The following is a 16,521-nucleotide window of genomic DNA, read 5'->3' on the forward strand; positions in this document are numbered from 1 at the left end:
AAGGGTGATTATGTGTTTAAATACGCAGGAATTGTAATTAATAGCAATTCCATTCAACTAGATAAAATATTTACCTATGCTATACCAATTAATTTAATAGATAAAATTCAAATAGGAATGAGAGTTTATATTCCTTTTGGTTTAGGAAATAAAAAAGTTGATGGTTTTGTGTTAGAACTATATGAGGATATGGAATCTAGCATATCTTTAAAGTCTATAATAAAAATAGATAGCAGTTTTCCAAAGTTAAGAGAAGAAGACTTAAAGCTAATTAAAGCTATGAAAGAAAAATATTTATGTACCTTCATGGAAGGGATTAAAACTATTTTTCCGGCCTCTCTATTTAAAGGAATTAAACATAAAAAAGAAAATTATTTATTTACTAATAAAGAATTAAGTGATAAATTTTTAAAAGAACCGTACATTACTATATATAATGAAGTGAAAAAAAATAGTGGTAAGTATACAAAGAATTTTTTAAGTAAAGAACTTAACCTTTCGCTTTCATCTATTAACACTATGATTAAACATGAGTTTCTTCTTTTAAAAGAATTTGTAGTAAATAGATATAATGATAGAGAGTATAGCTTTTATGAAAGAAAAACTCTAAGCAGTATTCAAAATGAAGCAGTAAAGACAATATTAGATTCGCAGTATAAGCATTTTTTAATTCACGGAATAACAGGTAGCGGTAAAACGGAAGTTTATATGACTCTAGTAGAAGAAATGCTTAATATAGAAAAAGAAAGCATAATATTAGTACCAGAGATTGCTTTAACTCCTCAAATGGTAGAAAGATTTAAAGGAAGATTTGGAAGAAGTATTACTGTTTTTCACAGTAAACTGTCTGATGGGGAAAAGTATGATGAATGGTTAAGAGTAAAAGAAGGCAAGGTAAAGGTTGCAATTGGTGCAAGATCAGCAGTATTTTTACCTTTTAATAATCTTGGTTTAATAATAATAGATGAAGAACATGAGGGAAGCTATAAATCTGATAGCGACCCTAAATATCATGCTAGAGAAATAGCAGAAGAAAAGAGTAAGCTTTATGGATGTAAGGTCCTTTTAGGAACAGCTACACCTTCTGTGGAAACTTATTATAGATGTAATAAGGGAGAAATAAAGCTCATAGAGTTAAATAGTAGGGCTGATGGTGCAAAATTACCAGAAGTTAAAGTAGTAGACATGAGAGAAGAACTAATTAACAACAATAAATCAGTATTTAGCAGAGAGTTATTTAAGGAAATTGAAGAGGCATTAGAAAGAAAAGAGCAAATTATATTGTTTTTAAATAGAAGAGGTTTTTCAACCTTTGTATCTTGTAGAAAATGTGGGTATGTGTTTAAATGCAACCAATGTGATATTTCATTAACTTACCACTTTGCTAAGGAAAATCTTCTTTGTCACTATTGTGGAAATGAGCAAAAGATTAGCAGGACGTGTCCTAAGTGTTCTAGTACCTATGTAAAATATTTTGGCGTTGGAACAGAAAAGATTGAACAAGAGGTGAAAAGAGCCTTTCCTCTAAGTAAAGTCTTAAGAATGGATTTTGATACTACTAGAAGAAAAAATTCCTATGAGGAAATATATAATTCCTTTAAAAATGGGAGAGCTGATATATTAATCGGCACTCAAATGATTGCAAAGGGATTAGACTTTAAGAATGTAACTCTTGTAGGGGTTATTGCTGCTGATTTATCTTTAAACCTACCTGATTTTAGAGCTAGTGAAAGAACTTTTCAGCTAATTACTCAGGTATCAGGAAGAGCTGGAAGAGGAGAAAAGCCAGGGAAAGTAATAGTTCAAACTTACAATCCAGACAGTTATGCTATAAGATATTCTACTGAAAATGATTATTCCTCTTTTTATAAGGAGGAAATTAAAATAAGAGAAATTATGAACTATCCTCCTTATGTAGATTTGATGCTAATTAATTTATCAAGTGAAAATGAAGATATATTAATAAAAAATATACAAAATGTTGGTATAAATTTAAAAAGTTTTTTCAACAATAATGATAAAATAGAATTGCTAGGACCATGTCCTTGTGATATATCTAAAATAAATAATAATTATAGATGGCAAATAATAATCAAAGGAAATTTAACGTATAAAGAAAAAGAATATATAAAGGAAACAATTTATTCCACATTAAAAGACGTGTATAATAGTATTAGAGTTAGTATTGATGCTAACCCATTAAGCTTAATATAATAAACGGAGGTACAATTATGGCATTAAGAGAGATCAGAAAATATGGAGACGAAGTATTAAGAAAAAAGAGTAGAAAAGTAGAAAAAATCGATGATAGATTACAAGTATTACTAGATGATATGTTAGATACTATGTATGATAGCGATGGAGTAGGTCTTGCAGCTCCTCAGGTAGGGATTCTAAAAAGAGTTATAGTAATTGATATTGGTGAAGGACCAGTATTTTTAATTAACCCTGAAATTATTGAAGAAGAAGGCTTTTATATAGATGAAGAGGGTTGCTTAAGTTTACCTGGTGAAGCAGGAAATGTAAAAAGACCTTACAAGGTAAAAGTTAAAGCTTTAGATAGAGAGGGAAATGAAATAATTGTAGAAGGGGAAGAATTAATGGCCAGAGCTTTATGTCACGAAATTGACCATTTAAATGGAGTACTCTTTGTGGACAAAATTATTGAAAGGAATGAAGAATAATAAGTATGAAGATAGTTTTTATGGGAACTCCTGATTTTGCAGTTCCATCGTTAAAAGCTCTAGTAGAAAAATATGGCGTGGAAGCTATTTTTACACAACCAGATAGACCTAAAGGTAGGGGGAAGAAGCTCCAAATGTCACCAGTGAAAGAAGTAGCTTTAGAACATGGAATTAAAGTTTTTCAACCGGAAAATTTAAAAAAGGATATGGACTGTATAGAAGAGCTAAAGCAAATTAGCCCTGATTTCATAATAGTAGTAGCCTATGGTCAAATTTTATCCAAAGAAATACTTAGCATACCTAAATACGGATGTATTAATTTACATGCGTCACTTCTTCCTAAATATAGGGGTGCTGCCCCTATAAATTGGGCAATTATTAAGGGTGAAGAGTTCAGTGGTAATACAACCATGCTTATGGATGTTGGGCTGGACACAGGAGATATGCTTTTAAAGAGCAAAGTTCAAATTACAGAAGATATGACTGCAGGAGATTTACATGATATCCTCACACAAGATGGAGGAGAACTTTTAATAAAAACTATTGAAGGTTTGAAAGAAGGATCTCTTAACGGTGAAAAACAAATAGATGAAGATTCCTGTTATGCATCAATGCTTTCGAAGGAAACAGGTTACATAAACTGGAACTTAGATAATAAAGCTATTAACAATTTGATTAAAGGGTTAAATCCTTGGCCAATAGCTTATACTAATTATAATGGCGAAGCTATGAAAATACTACAAGCTAAAGTAATAAATGAAAAATGTACTCATGAACCAGGATATATAACTGAGGTGTCGAAACAGGGTATTAAGGTATGTACAGGTGATGGGATATTATTAATACAAAAGATACAGTTTCCGTCTAAAAAGCCTATGAGCGTAGAGGATTATATTAAAGGAAATGAATTAAAGAGGGGGATTATCTTAAGTTAGGCATTTTATATGCCTTAAAGGAGGAATATTATGTTTTATTTTGATGATACAATGATAATTTTATTGCCAGCTTTATTAATATCAGCTTGGGCGCAAATGAGGATTAATTCAACCTATGAAAAATATTCTAGAATTAGAAGTGCAAATGGATATACTGGTGCACAAGTAGCTAGAAGGCTTCTTGATAGCCACGGACTCCATGATGTGCCTATAGAATTAGTTCGTGGAAAACTTACAGATCATTATGATCCAAGAAATAGAGTGATGAGATTATCTTCAGAGGTTTATCATGGTACATCGGTAGCTGCCATAGGAATAGCTGCCCATGAAACCGGTCATGCATATCAGCATGAAGAAAGATATTCTCCTTTGGTTATAAGAAATACTATAGTTCCTGTTGTAAATTTAGGCTCAAATCTATCTTGGGTAATATTTTTCTTTGGAATGATATTTTCAATACCAAGTTTATTAACTGTAGGTATATTATTATTTTTAGGAGTTGTGGTTTTTCAGCTTATTACTTTGCCTGTAGAGTTTAATGCTTCAAATAGAGCCATGGATGTTTTAGAAGCTAGTGGAATACTTTATGGTGAAGAAGTAACAGGCGCGAGAAAAGTATTAAAAGCAGCTGCCATGACCTATATAGCTGCAGCAATAGCATCTATAGCACAATTATTAAGACTTATAGCACTTAGCAATAGAAGAAGAGATTAATAAAGGAAATGTATGGATAATATCCATACAATTTTCTTTATTAAATATTATAGAAACTGAGGTAAAAATATGACAAATAGCAGAAAAATAGCCTTAGATGTACTTTATGATGTTTTTTATAAAGACGCATATTCAAATATATCCTTAGGCAATTCATTAAATAAGTATGATTTAAAAGATGTGGATAAGGGTTTAATTACTGAAATCGTTTATGGAACAATTAAATATAGGTATACCATAGATAAAATCCTTAGTAATTTTTTAAGAGATGACATAAAGAAAATGGATAAGCAGATTTTAAACATATTGAGAATTGGAATATATCAACTTAGATATTTAGATAAGGTTCCTAGCTTTGCAGCTGTAAATGAATGTGTAGAGATAAGTAAGGAAAAATCTAAAAAATCCTCTGGATTAGTTAATGGGGTACTCAGAAATTATTTAAGAAATAAAGATAAGGATTTTTCTATTGGAAATGAAGTAGAGAAATTAAGTTTTCAGTATTCTTTTCCAGAGTGGATAGTTAATTTATTTATAAAGCAATATGGAATTGTAGAATGCAAGAATATATTAGAAGGTTTAAATATGAGACCTAATGTGACCCTTCGAGTAAATAATTTAAAAAGTAATTATGAAGAAGTATGGGACAGATTAATAGAAAATAATTATAATATAGAAGAAGGGGTAATATGTCCAGAAGCAATAAATATAGTAAAAGGTAGAAATGTTGAAGCAAACCCCCTTTTTAAAGAAGGATATGTTACGGTTCAAGATGAAAGTGCAATGCTTGTTGCTCCTGCTCTAGCATTAGAAGAAGGAATGACTGTACTGGATTTATGTAGCGCTCCTGGAGGTAAAACCACTCATATATGTGAAATAATGAATAATACTGGTAGGGTAAAGGCTTTTGATTTACACCAAAATAAATTATCATTAATAGAAGATAATTTAAATAGATTAGGAATTAATAATATTTCATTAGAAGTTATGGATGCCACTATATATAATAGTAAACTAGAGAATATTGCAGATAGAGTTTTAATAGATGTTCCCTGTTCAGGATTAGGTATAATTAGAAAAAAACCGGAGATAAAGTACACAAAGGAAAACAAGTCTTTAAAAGCACTGACAAAAATTCAGAAAAATATAATGTATAATGCAGCTAAGTACGTAAAAGAGGGAGGAATTTTACTTTACTCCACTTGTACTTTAAATAAAGAAGAAAATGAAGATAACGTTAAGTGGTTTTTAAAAAATAATAAAGATTTTCAAATTGAACCTATTTATTTTGGAGAAAGAGAAAACTTACTATATGATAATGGGCTATTAACTATACTTCCTAATGAAAACATGGATGGATTTTTTATTGCTAAATTAAGAAAACAAAGCGGTAGGTGAATATATGAAAAACATGTTAGATTATTCAGTTGATGAGCTAAAAGAATGGCTCAAGGATAATGGGGAGAAAGCCTTTAGAGGTACACAGGTATTTGAGTGGATTTACAAAGGAGTATATAATTTTGATGATATGAAAAATATACCTGGAGGCACTAAAAAACTACTTAATGATAGTTTTTTCTTAGATATACCTGAGGTGGTAAGAAGATTTGATTCTCAAGAGGGAGACACTAGTAAGTTTTTATTTAAATTTAAAGATGGAAATATAATAGAATCAGTAGTTATGAAATATAAACATGGTAACTCTATTTGCATATCGACGCAAGTAGGTTGTAGAATGGGATGTAGTTTTTGTGCTTCAACTATTGGAGGTATGATAAGAAATTTAACCCCTGGAGAAATGCTCGGTCAAGTTATAAAAGCATCCAATGAAATTAATGAAAGAATAAGCAATATCGTTATGATGGGCAGTGGTGAACCTTTGGATAATTTTGACAATGTTCTCAAATTTATTACTTCAGTAAATTCATCAATAGGTCTCAATATTGGTCAAAGGCATATAACACTATCAACCTGTGGCATAGTGCCTAAAATCAAAGAGTTAGCAGATAAAAATACTCAAATAACTTTAGCAATATCTCTACATGCTCCTAATGATGAGCTAAGAAGAACAATGATGCCTATTGCCAATAAATATAGTGTTAAGGAAATAATTGAAAGCTGTAAATATTATATAAAAAACACAAATAGAAGAATAACCTTCGAATATGCATTGGTAAACGGTATTAATGATAGCGAGGAATTGGGAGAAGAATTAGGAAGATTACTTAAAGGTTTACTTTGCCATGTTAATTTAATTCCTGTAAATGAAATCAAGGAAAATAACTTAAAAAAATCATCCTCAGAAAATGTTAGGCGCTTTAGCAATATTTTATTAAAAAATGGCATAGAAACCACTGTGAGAAGAGAGATGGGGGCAGATATAAATGCTGCATGCGGTCAATTGAGAAGAAGTTATATAGAAGAGGATAATAACTTGTAAAGGAGTGTAAACCATGGTGGGAATACTTTCGGACATTGGAAATTACAGAAATCTCAATGAAGATGCTGTAGGCTATTATAAGAACAATGAACTTGGAATTTATATTGTAGCAGACGGAATGGGCGGTCATAATGCCGGGGAAATTGCAAGTAAAATAGCGGTAGAGTCCGTAATCGAATATATTAAAAATAAAGCTTGTTACGATGAAAGTAATATTATTTTAGAAAATGCTATTAAGCACGCCAATAAACTTATATATAATCGTTCTAAAGAAGATATAAGTTTAAGTGGCATGGGAACCACTATTACAGCTTGTTTCGTAGATAAGGACACAATGATGGTAGGGAATGTAGGAGACAGTAGATGTTACATAATAGATAAAGATAATCAAATTATTAAGATTACTAAAGATCATTCTTTAGTTCAACAGTTGATAGATGATGGAAGCATTACTGAAGAGGAAGCTGAATTTCATCCAAATAAAAACATAATAACAAGAGCGTTAGGTACCAATTCTTATGTATCTGTAGATACGTTTAGAGTAGATTTAAAGGATGTTAAAAAAGTAATTTTATGTACTGATGGATTAACCAATGATATTACTCCTAGGCAAATATGTGATATAATTATAAAAAATAATTGTAGTGAAGCAAGTAGATTACTTATAGATTTAAGTAAGAAAAATGGCGGGAGAGATAATATATCAGTTATTGTATTCGAAGGAGAGTGTAAAGATGATAGGTACTTTGCTAGGGAATAGATATAAGTTATTAGAAAAAATAGGTGAAGGCGGCATGTCGGAGGTTTACAAAGCACAGTGTGAACTTCTTAATAGATTTGTAGCAGTAAAAATTCTTAAAGATGAATTTGCAAGAGACAGTCAGTTTGTTGAAAAGTTTAAACGAGAAGCAACAGCAGCAGCTAGTCTTTCTCACAATAATATTGTAAATATATATGATGTTGGATCCCAACAGGGTGTACATTATATAGTTATGGAATATATAAAAGGAAAAACTCTTAAAGAAGTTATAGTTGAAAAAGGTATTTTAAATAGTGATGACGCCATAAGCATGGCAATTCAAATTGCCAAAGCACTAGAATGTGCTCATAGAAACAATATAATACATAGGGATATAAAACCACAAAACATCCTTGTAACAGAAGAAGGAGTAGTTAAGGTAGCCGATTTTGGAATAGCAAAAGCAACTAATTCAGCTACAATTACTAACACAGCTAAAGTTATAGGATCTGCTCATTATTTTTCACCTGAGCAGGCCAAGGGAAGCTTTGTAGATTTTAGAACGGATATATATTCTCTAGGTATAGTTATGTATGAGATGGTTACTGGTAAAGTCCCTTATGATGCTGAAAGTCCTGTATCAGTAGCATTAAAACACATACAAGAACAAGTTATTCCTCCAAGAAATATAAATTCCTCTCTTTCAGAAGGATTTAATAATGTTATTTTAAAAGCTATTGAAAAAGAAGCAATAAAAAGATATCAAAATATAGGTGAGCTATTGCTTCATTTAAACAAGATTAAAAACAAAGAGCCTGTAAATATTAAATTTATAGATTCTCATAATGATAGAACAAGAGTTATGGATCCTTTAAAAGTTGATGATGAAATGGAAGAAGAGGATCTTGAAGATGAAGAAGTTCTAAATAGTAAAAATAAAAAAATAGTTTTAGCTATAGTTTCCATAGTTTTAGTCCTTGTAGTCGGCTTCGCTTCTGGTTATTTTATATTTAATGGTTTTAGTAATAAAAACACTAATATAAGTGATCAAAGTGTACCTGTACCAAAAATTATTGGATTAAAAGAAGAAGATGCTAAAAAGAAAGTAGAAGATAGTGGCTTAGTTTTCCAAGTAGGGGGAACTGAAAAAAGTGATGAGCCTGTAGGAACTGTAATAAGTTCATTTCCATCAGAAGGAACACCTATAAAATCTAAAGGAGAAGTAAGAGTCATAATTAGTGGTGGAAAGGACAACTTGCTTACTCCTGACTTAACAGAAATAGATATAGAAGTTGCAAAAGATATATTAAATAGATTTGATTTAAAAATTGGAAGTGTTAGCTATAGATTTGATGATAATGTACCTAAAAATTGTATAATAAGTCAAAGCCCTACAAAGGATAGCAAAATTCAACCGCAAACCGTTGTAGATGTAGTGGTTAGTAAAGGACCTGAAGTAAAATATGTGGCTGCACCAAGTTTAAATGGTAAAACCTTAGAAGAAGCCTTAGTTATATTAAAAGAGTTAAAGTTAAAGCTTGGAAATGAAGCTGCAGTAGAAACTACAGATGAGAGCTTAAATGGAAAAATATTTGAGCAAAGTGTAGAACCAGGAACACAGATAAAAGAAGGAACATCCATTGATGTTAAATGCTATAGATATTATGATGGTTCAGAAGGCTAGAGGAGATATCTCATTTATATGAAGCTATAATTAATTAGGAGGCAATATGCAAGGATTAATTGTAAAAGGTATTGGTGGCTTTTATTATGTAAAAGTTGAAGATGAAATAATTGAATGTAAAGCAAGAGGTAAGTTTAGACATGATGAACTTACACCTATGGTTGGGGATAGAGTTGAAATAACAGTAAAAGACGGCAAAGGAGCAATTGAAAAAATAAATGAGCGATACAATACTCTCATTAGACCAGTAGTTGCTAATGTCACACAAGCTTTAGTTGTATTTTCCTTGAAAAATCCAGATATTAACGAAGAGTTATTAAATAAATTTCTTTTGCTTTGTGAGCATAATAAACTTAAAGTCGTGGTTTGTTTTAACAAATTAGACTTAAATAAAAACTATGAAGAAGAAAAAGTAATAAATATGGTAAGAGAAGCTGGATATGAAATTTTATTCATTCAGAGCAATATAGGTATTGGAGTAGATAAGATAAAGGAAAAGCTAAAGGACAATGTTACAGTGCTTTGTGGACCATCGGGAGTTGGTAAATCTACTATCTTAAATCAATTAGCTGGAAGAGAACTCATGGAAACTGGAGATATTAGTAAAAAGCTTAATAGAGGAAAACATACTACAAGACATAGTGAATTGATAGAAGTATTTGGAGGATACATTGTAGACACTCCTGGTTTTTCCTCCTTAAGTACAGATTTTATTGATAAAGAGGATTTACAGTATGGTTTTCCAGAATTTGAAAATTATTACGGTGCATGCAAATTTTCAAGTTGTATGCACTACAAGGAACCAGGCTGCAGTGTAAAAAAAGCAGTAGAAGAAGGCAATATAAACAACATTAGATACGATTTTTACGTAAAAATATTAGAAGAAAAACTAAAGGAGAGGATATACAAATGATTAAAATAGCCCCTTCAATACTTTCATCAGATTTTTCAAAATTAGGGGAGGAAGTAAGAAATTTAGAAATTTGTAATGCGGATATAATTCATATAGATGTAATGGATGGTAAATTTGTTCCAAACATCACCTTTGGTATGCCAGTTATAAAAAGTATAAGAAATGCTACAAAATTACCCTTCGATGTACATTTAATGATAGAGGAGCCAAGCAAGTATATAGAAGATTTTGTAAAATCAGGAGCTGATATTATAACTGTTCACTATGAGGCTGATAGGCACATAGATAGAACTATAAATTATATTAAAAGCTTTGGAGTTAAAGCTGCTGTAGCATTAAATCCTGGAACTCCAGTGAGTTTAATTAAAGATTTAATACCTTCTTTAGATATGGTTTTAATTATGTCTGTAAATCCAGGTTTTGGAGGACAAAAATTTATATCTTATGCAATAGACAAAATTAAAGAATTACAAACTCTCAAAAATGAGCTTAATAAAGAACTAATAATCGAGGTAGATGGTGGAGTAGATATTACTAATATTAAAGATGTAGTAGAAAGTGGCGCTCAGTGGATTGTTGCTGGTTCTGCAGTATTTAAAGGCGGTAATATTAAAGAGAATATTAAAAATTTAAAGGATGCGGCAAAATGAAAACTCTAATAATATGTGGAGGACAACCACCTTCAAGAAAATTATTAGATGAGGAACTAAGGAGTTCTGATTTTATAATTTGTGCTGATAAAGGAGGAGAGGTTTTATATCGTTATGGTATAAAACCTAACCTTTTACTAGGTGATTTTGATTCCATAAATGAAAAGGCCTTGGATTATTATAAGGAACAAAATATAATTGTGGATAAATTCCCATCTGAAAAGGATTTTACAGATTCTTATTTAGCCCTAGAAAAGGCCATTGAATTTGGAAGCCGTGAGGTGGTTTTTTTAGGCTGTACTGGTGACAGAGTCGATCATGTGTTAGGTAATATAGGTTTACTACTACATAGTTTGAATAATGGAATAGAATGCTATATTAGAGATGATAAAAATTTAATAAAACTAATTAATAAACCTAAAACTATAAAAGCTAATGGATATGAATTTTTTTCGTTAATTAGCTATGGCGACACTGTTTATGGAATTACACTAAAGGGAGCAAAGTACCCATTAATTAATTACAATCTTAAATTAGGAGAAACTCTAGGGATTTCAAATAAATTTAATTCTGAAGAAGTAGAAATTCATTTTAAAGAAGGTCTGTTACTCCTAATACAAAGCAATGAATACAATGAATAAAATTTCTAATTTCAGTAACCTTTAAGAAATGTAAGCATATAATAATAGCATAAGTAATTTTTGAAGGGATAATAATGTATTCAAAATGAGAAAGAAAGTGAAATCTAAAATAGGATGGATTATTGCTTCTATAGGAGCTGGTATTGTAGTAACATTTATTATCCCTATTTGGGGATGGATGATTGCAGTTGGAGTAGGCCTTATATATATAGGATGGAATTTAATTCAGCAATATAAGTAATTGAGGTGGGGTTTGTGAAAATTGTTGCTATAAAGCTTCCTAAATTTTTATCTTCAATAGTTAAGTTTATACTTAGAAAATAAAATAATACTTAAAATATACTAATCTTTTAAGTATAAAAGATTAGTATATTTTTCGTGCAAAATAAAAAATGCAATTGTGAACAATTGCATTTTTTAACTATATAGCACGTTGAACCTTGCCAGAACGTAGGCATCTTGTACAAGCATGTATAGTTTTAGGTGTTCCCTTAACTATAGCCTTTATTCTTTTTAGGTTTGGAGCCCATGTTCTTTTTGATTGACGATGAGAGTGGCTATATTGAACGCCAGCTATTACGCCTTTTCCACAAACTTCACACTTTCTTGACATCGAAAACACCTCCTTTTGGAATTGAAAAGATAAGTCCCTTTCAATTCGGACGTTATTATTCTATCATACATACTATTATTTTTGCAAGGGTATTCTAACATTTAATTGAATAATATATTATTATTATCATATATTTCCTTGAATAAATTGTGTATTTAATATAAAATAAGCTTAAGACTTATGCATAAGGAGGGTTAAATATGATTGGAAACATTTCTAATAATTATGGATATATAAATTACTCTGATGAGGTATTAGGAAACATAGTTGGAGTTTCAACTATGGAATGTTATGGAGTAGTTGGAATGGCATCTAAAAATGCAAAGGATGGATTATGGGAATTATTAAAGGGAGAAAGTTTGAATAAAGGCGTTAAAATAAATTCAAAAGACAATAAATTGTTTATTGAATTATATATTATAGTTGAATACGGTACAAAAATCTCTGTGATAGCCAGTAATATAATTCAAAAGGTCAAATACAATGTAGAAAACTATACAGGGCTAAAGGTATCAAATATAACAGTGAATGTTCAAGGTGTTAGAGTCTAAGGAGGTAGCTAGTAATGGAATACTTTAAAATAAATGGTCATGATTTTTATAACATGATGATAAATGGGAATAATGAGCTTGAAGCAAATAAAGACTATATCAACGCCCTAAATGTTTTTCCGGTTCCGGATGGAGATACGGGAACAAATATGTCCATGACTTTTAAATCTGCAGTTTCCGAAATTAAGGGTATGGAGAATAAAGGAATAGGGGATATAGCTAGAAGTGTTGCTAAAGGTGCATTAATGGGAGCAAGAGGAAACTCTGGTGTAATATTATCGCAAATCCTTAGAGGAATATCAAAAGGCTTAGAAGATAAAGAAGAAGTTAATGCAGAAGAATTTGCAAATGCTGTTATGGAGGGATCTAAAGCTGCGTATAAAGCTGTTATGAGACCTACAGAGGGTACAATTTTGACTATAGTAAGAGCAGCAGGAGAAGCTGCTTTAAAGAGCAATCATAAAGATATTAAAAAACTTATGGAAGATATATGTGTACATAGTGAAGTAATGTTAAATAAAACTCCTGATATGCTACCAGTTTTAAAACAAGCTAAAGTTGTAGACGCTGGTGGAGCAGGTTTATTAATAATCTTAAAGGGTATGTATGAGGTGTTAAACAAACAGTTAAAATCCTTATCAATTAATGAAGGAACTGGTGAAACTTCAAGTCAAGCTTTTATTCAAGATCTAGGAGAACAGGAGATAGAGTTTGGATATTGTACAGAATTCTTTGTAATCACTGATACGGTTGATACTGAAGAATTTAAAAATGATATTGGAACACTTGGAGATTCCATGCTAGTTGTAGGTGGAGAAGGATTAGTAAAAGTTCATATTCATACAAATGATCCTGGAGCAGTTTTGTCAAAAGCAGTGAAATTAGGCTCCTTATCTAAGATTAAAATTGATAATATGAGAGAGCAACATAGACATATTATTGAAGAAACTATTCCTGTTAAGGAAGAAGAAGCTCCTACTGAGAAAAAAGAATATGCTTTTGTATCAGTGGCTTTAGGAGGAGGTATTAAAAACATTTTCAATGACCTAGGTGTTGACTATGTTATTGAAGGCGGACAGACTATGAATCCAAGCACTGAAGATATTTTAAAAGCAGTAAATAAATTAAATGCTGATAATATTTTTATTTTACCAAATAACAAAAACATTATAATGGCAGCAACTCAAGCTGAAGAGTTATCAGATAAAAATATATATGTAATTCCTACTAAATCAATACCACAGGGAATAACTGCAATTACTTCCTTCAATGGCAATGTTGACGTGGAAACTAATTTAAAAAACATGAAGGATGCTGTGGGAAACGTAGCTTCAGGTTCTGTAACTTTTGCTGTTAGAGATACTGAGATGGATGGAAAGAGCATTAAAGAAGGAGACATAATTGGTCTAATAGAAAACAAAATAGAAGAAACAGGTAAGGATATTTTTGAAGTTTGCAAAAACTTAATAAAGTCTATGGTAAATGAAAATAGCGAATTAATCACAATTTTCTATGGTGAAAACTGTGATGAAGAAGAAGTAGAAAAGTTTGTAAGTGAACTTGAACAAGAATATGAGGATTTAGATATACAATGTTACAACGGTGAACAACCGCTATATTATTTTATTTTTTCAGTGGAATAAGATAAAAAAAGCCTTAAGGCTTTTTTTATTTACAGAAAAGTATTAGTGGAGTGATATTATGAATGTATACAGTGATATAAACTGCATAAAAGGTGTTGGTCCTAAAACTAAAAAGCTTTTAGAGGAATGCGGCATAAATACTATTATGGATTTACTCATATATTTCCCAAGGGATTATAAACAATTTACTAACTGTATAAGCTTTAAAGAAGGAAAGGATAAAGAAGAGATTATCCTTAGAGCAACGGTAAAAGATATAAAAAAAGATGTTAGAACTAAAAATGGAAAAAATATTTCCACCATAATATTTTCTAATGAAGAGGAAAACATTAAGTGCAAATGGTTTAATCAATCTTATATAAAAAACAGTTTTGTATTAAATGAAGAATACACCTTAAAAGGAAAAATTAATATATACAAAGGTGAGAAAATATTACTTAATCCTAAGGTTATTAAATCTACTCCCATTAATGAAAATGAAAGTATAGAACCTATTTATTCTCTAAAAGAGGGGTTGAAAAATACTACCATTTCTAAACTTATAGCTGAAGCATTAAATAATATAGAGGTGGAAGAAAATTTACCGAAATGGATTTTAGAAAAGCATAGTTTTATATCACTAGATAAAGCTATTAGAAATATTCATTTTCCTGAAAACAAAGCTTTGCTTTATGAAGGAAGAAAAAGATTGAAATATCAAGAATTGTTTACTTACTCATTAAAAACTAATATGTTAAAAAGTGTTAGAAACAATAATAAAGGAATTAGCTTTAATATATCTAGCTCTCTAAATGATTTAAAAAAACAATTACCTTTTGATTTGACAAATGCCCAGAGCAAAGCCTTAAGAGAGATATTAACCGATCAAAAAAAAGATATAATTATGAATAGGCTTGTACAAGGGGATGTGGGAAGCGGTAAAACAATTATTGCTATTATTTCATCCTTTAACGTTATAATGAATGGATATCAAGTAGCGTTTATGGCTCCTACAGAAATATTAGCTCATCAACATTATGAGGAAACAACTAAAATATTAAAAAATTTTAATTTAAATATAAAATTGCTGTGTGGGAGTACTACTTCAAAAGAAAAAGAAATCATAAAAAAAGAGATAAAAGAAGGAACTGTTCACATGGTAATTGGTACACATGCCCTTTTAGAAGATAATGTGGAATTCAATAATTTAGGATTTGTTATTACAGATGAGCAGCATAGATTTGGAGTAATGCAAAGAAGTAAACTTATTAACAAGGGCAAAAAGGTAGATAGTTTAGTTATGACAGCTACACCAATTCCAAGAACCTTGTCTTTATATCTATTTGGAGATTTAGATGTGTCAGTTATTGATGAGTTACCACCAGGTAGGCAAAAGATAAATACATATTTTATTAAGTCTAGCGAAAAAGAGAGGGCATATTCCTTTGCTTTAAAACAAATTAATGAGGGAAGGCAAGTATATATAGTGTGTCCTCTTGTAGAAGATAATGAAAGTTTAGATTTGACTTCCGTAGAAAATTTATATGAAGAGGTAAAAAAGTACTTTAATGAAATTCCCATCTCAATATTACATGGTAAAATGCCTCCAAAAGAAAAAAACAATATAATGGATTTATTTAAAAAGGGCGAAATTAAAGTATTAATTTCCACTACTGTAATAGAAGTAGGTGTCAATGTGCCTAATGCTACACTAATGATAATAGAAAATGCACAGAGATTTGGTTTAGCGCAACTGCATCAATTAAGAGGAAGAGTAGGTAGGGGAGATAAAAAATCCTACTGTATACTTATAGGAGAGATAAAAAGCGATATAACTAAAAGAAGAATGGAGAGCATAGTAAACAGTAATGATGGATTTTTTATAGCTGAACAGGATTTTAAACTTAGAGGCGGTGGAGAAATCTTCGGATTTAAGCAACATGGAGAAGAAGAGTTTATTTTAAGCAATATAATAGATGATATTGAGTTATTTAAAAGTGCTAATGAAGATGCTAAATCATTATGGGAAAGCAATAATTTATTAGATAAAAATATCATTAATTATATATTAAATAAATTAGACAGAGACTCCAGATACATTTGTTTCAATTAATTTCATTAATATGAAAACATTTCATGTGTATATAGATTATAATTTGGGCAATATAATAGTGCACCAAAGGTTAAGCATAATTAAAAAAATCGGAGGTGTTCAGCCATGGGAAACGGAGCGAAAGAAATAGATGTAGAGGATATACCGCCAGCATAGTAATGCAAATTGAAAGTATATAAAATACAAATATAAAAAGTAGTTCTGTGCAAAATTTCATGGTAA

The 16,521-nt window shown here is 30.4% G+C and carries 16 protein-coding genes; 15 read left to right on the plus strand and 1 reads right to left on the minus strand.

Annotation, left to right across the window (positions count from 1 at the left end):
• Positions 1 to 12 precede the first annotated feature (12 nt).
• The 12 genes from priA (at position 13) to ABDZ69_RS07490 (ending at position 11,641) form a co-directional block, all read left to right on the plus strand.
• Entirely contained in the window at positions 13 to 2,214 is a 2,202-nt protein-coding gene (gene priA / locus ABDZ69_RS07435; protein WP_343768309.1) for a primosomal protein N', read from the plus strand.
• Between the two features lie 17 nt (positions 2,215 to 2,231).
• On the plus strand, positions 2,232 to 2,684 hold the full coding sequence (def, locus tag ABDZ69_RS07440; RefSeq protein ID WP_343768311.1) for a peptide deformylase: 453 nt from the start codon (positions 2,232 to 2,234) through the stop codon (positions 2,682 to 2,684).
• Positions 2,685 to 2,689: 5 nt separating this feature from the next.
• Positions 2,690 to 3,619 (plus strand): methionyl-tRNA formyltransferase, encoded by a 930-nt coding sequence (fmt, locus tag ABDZ69_RS07445; protein ID WP_343768313.1) that lies wholly within the window; start codon positions 2,690 to 2,692, stop codon positions 3,617 to 3,619.
• A 30-nt stretch (positions 3,620 to 3,649) separates the two neighbouring features.
• Positions 3,650 to 4,333, plus strand: coding sequence for a zinc metallopeptidase (locus tag ABDZ69_RS07450; RefSeq protein ID WP_343768316.1), 684 nt, complete (start codon positions 3,650 to 3,652; stop codon positions 4,331 to 4,333).
• A gap of 69 nt (positions 4,334 to 4,402) precedes the next feature.
• Positions 4,403 to 5,731: a 16S rRNA (cytosine(967)-C(5))-methyltransferase RsmB gene (gene rsmB, locus ABDZ69_RS07455; protein ID WP_343768319.1), complete on the plus strand. Its 1,329-nt coding sequence runs from the start codon at positions 4,403 to 4,405 to the stop codon at positions 5,729 to 5,731.
• Between the two features lie 4 nt (positions 5,732 to 5,735).
• Positions 5,736 to 6,773 (plus strand): dual-specificity RNA methyltransferase RlmN, encoded by a 1,038-nt coding sequence (rlmN, locus tag ABDZ69_RS07460; protein ID WP_343768322.1) that lies wholly within the window; start codon positions 5,736 to 5,738, stop codon positions 6,771 to 6,773.
• 13 nt (positions 6,774 to 6,786) lie between these two features.
• Complete coding sequence (locus ABDZ69_RS07465) at positions 6,787 to 7,533, plus strand: Stp1/IreP family PP2C-type Ser/Thr phosphatase (RefSeq protein WP_343768325.1); 747 nt, start codon at positions 6,787 to 6,789, stop codon at positions 7,531 to 7,533.
• Entirely contained in the window at positions 7,508 to 9,196 is a 1,689-nt protein-coding gene (gene pknB / locus ABDZ69_RS07470; RefSeq protein ID WP_343768326.1) for a Stk1 family PASTA domain-containing Ser/Thr kinase, read from the plus strand. Before ABDZ69_RS07465 ends, pknB begins: the two co-directional genes overlap by 26 nt.
• Before the next feature lie 46 nt (positions 9,197 to 9,242).
• Positions 9,243 to 10,109 carry a ribosome small subunit-dependent GTPase A gene (gene rsgA / locus ABDZ69_RS07475; RefSeq protein WP_343768331.1) on the plus strand — a complete coding sequence of 289 codons (867 nt, stop codon included), beginning with the start codon at positions 9,243 to 9,245 and terminating at the stop codon, positions 10,107 to 10,109.
• Positions 10,106 to 10,759 (plus strand): ribulose-phosphate 3-epimerase, encoded by a 654-nt coding sequence (gene rpe / locus ABDZ69_RS07480; RefSeq protein WP_343768338.1) that lies wholly within the window; start codon positions 10,106 to 10,108, stop codon positions 10,757 to 10,759. The genes rsgA and rpe overlap by 4 nt, the downstream gene beginning before the upstream one ends.
• Entirely contained in the window at positions 10,756 to 11,400 is a 645-nt protein-coding gene (locus ABDZ69_RS07485) for a thiamine diphosphokinase (protein WP_343768340.1), read from the plus strand. Before rpe ends, ABDZ69_RS07485 begins: the two co-directional genes overlap by 4 nt.
• An 85-nt stretch (positions 11,401 to 11,485) precedes the next feature.
• Positions 11,486 to 11,641, plus strand: a complete 156-nt coding sequence (locus tag ABDZ69_RS07490) for a hypothetical protein (protein ID WP_343768342.1) — start codon at positions 11,486 to 11,488, stop codon at positions 11,639 to 11,641.
• A gap of 180 nt (positions 11,642 to 11,821) precedes the next feature.
• On the opposite strand, the gene rpmB is transcribed toward ABDZ69_RS07490, so the two are convergent.
• Entirely contained in the window at positions 11,822 to 12,013 is a 192-nt protein-coding gene (gene rpmB, locus ABDZ69_RS07495; RefSeq protein WP_343768345.1) for a 50S ribosomal protein L28, read from the minus strand.
• A gap of 200 nt (positions 12,014 to 12,213) precedes the next feature.
• Here rpmB and ABDZ69_RS07500 point away from each other — a divergent pair, with 200 nt between their 5' ends.
• The 3 genes from ABDZ69_RS07500 to recG are packed head-to-tail and all read left to right on the plus strand — an operon-like array spanning position 12,214 to position 16,299.
• Positions 12,214 to 12,564, plus strand: a complete 351-nt coding sequence (locus ABDZ69_RS07500) for an Asp23/Gls24 family envelope stress response protein (RefSeq protein ID WP_343768347.1) — start codon at positions 12,214 to 12,216, stop codon at positions 12,562 to 12,564.
• A gap of 14 nt (positions 12,565 to 12,578) precedes the next feature.
• The gene (locus ABDZ69_RS07505; RefSeq protein ID WP_343768350.1) at positions 12,579 to 14,207 is read left to right on the plus strand and encodes a DAK2 domain-containing protein; all 1,629 of its coding nucleotides are present in this window, start codon (positions 12,579 to 12,581) and stop codon (positions 14,205 to 14,207) included.
• Positions 14,208 to 14,265: 58 nt separating this feature from the next.
• Complete coding sequence (gene recG, locus ABDZ69_RS07510; RefSeq protein WP_343768353.1) at positions 14,266 to 16,299, plus strand: ATP-dependent DNA helicase RecG; 2,034 nt, start codon at positions 14,266 to 14,268, stop codon at positions 16,297 to 16,299.
• Positions 16,300 to 16,521 lie beyond the last annotated feature (222 nt).

This window comes from Clostridium malenominatum, assembly GCF_039521365.1.
Lineage (GTDB): Bacteria > Bacillota > Clostridia > Clostridiales > Clostridiaceae > Clostridium_AW > Clostridium_AW malenominatum.

Bases quoted from the DNA above. Each gene is read 5' to 3' on its own strand.
- def (WP_343768311.1), top strand. From the start codon at position 2,232: ATGGCATTAAGAGAGATCAGAAAATATGGAGACGAAGTATTAAGAAAA.
- fmt (WP_343768313.1), top strand. From the start codon at position 2,690: ATGAAGATAGTTTTTATGGGAACTCCTGATTTTGCAGTTCCATCGTTA.
- ABDZ69_RS07450 (WP_343768316.1), top strand. From the start codon at position 3,650: ATGTTTTATTTTGATGATACAATGATAATTTTATTGCCAGCTTTATTA.
- rsmB (WP_343768319.1), top strand. From the start codon at position 4,403: ATGACAAATAGCAGAAAAATAGCCTTAGATGTACTTTATGATGTTTTT.
- rlmN (WP_343768322.1), top strand. From the start codon at position 5,736: ATGAAAAACATGTTAGATTATTCAGTTGATGAGCTAAAAGAATGGCTC.
- ABDZ69_RS07465 (WP_343768325.1), top strand. From the start codon at position 6,787: ATGGTGGGAATACTTTCGGACATTGGAAATTACAGAAATCTCAATGAA.
- pknB (WP_343768326.1), top strand. From the start codon at position 7,508: ATGATAGGTACTTTGCTAGGGAATAGATATAAGTTATTAGAAAAAATA.
- rsgA (WP_343768331.1), top strand. From the start codon at position 9,243: ATGCAAGGATTAATTGTAAAAGGTATTGGTGGCTTTTATTATGTAAAA.
- rpe (WP_343768338.1), top strand. From the start codon at position 10,106: ATGATTAAAATAGCCCCTTCAATACTTTCATCAGATTTTTCAAAATTA.
- ABDZ69_RS07485 (WP_343768340.1), top strand. From the start codon at position 10,756: ATGAAAACTCTAATAATATGTGGAGGACAACCACCTTCAAGAAAATTA.
- ABDZ69_RS07490 (WP_343768342.1), top strand. From the start codon at position 11,486: ATGAGAAAGAAAGTGAAATCTAAAATAGGATGGATTATTGCTTCTATA.
- rpmB (WP_343768345.1), bottom strand. From the start codon at position 12,013: ATGTCAAGAAAGTGTGAAGTTTGTGGAAAAGGCGTAATAGCTGGCGTT.
- ABDZ69_RS07500 (WP_343768347.1), top strand. From the start codon at position 12,214: ATGATTGGAAACATTTCTAATAATTATGGATATATAAATTACTCTGAT.
- ABDZ69_RS07505 (WP_343768350.1), top strand. From the start codon at position 12,579: ATGGAATACTTTAAAATAAATGGTCATGATTTTTATAACATGATGATA.
- recG (WP_343768353.1), top strand. From the start codon at position 14,266: ATGAATGTATACAGTGATATAAACTGCATAAAAGGTGTTGGTCCTAAA.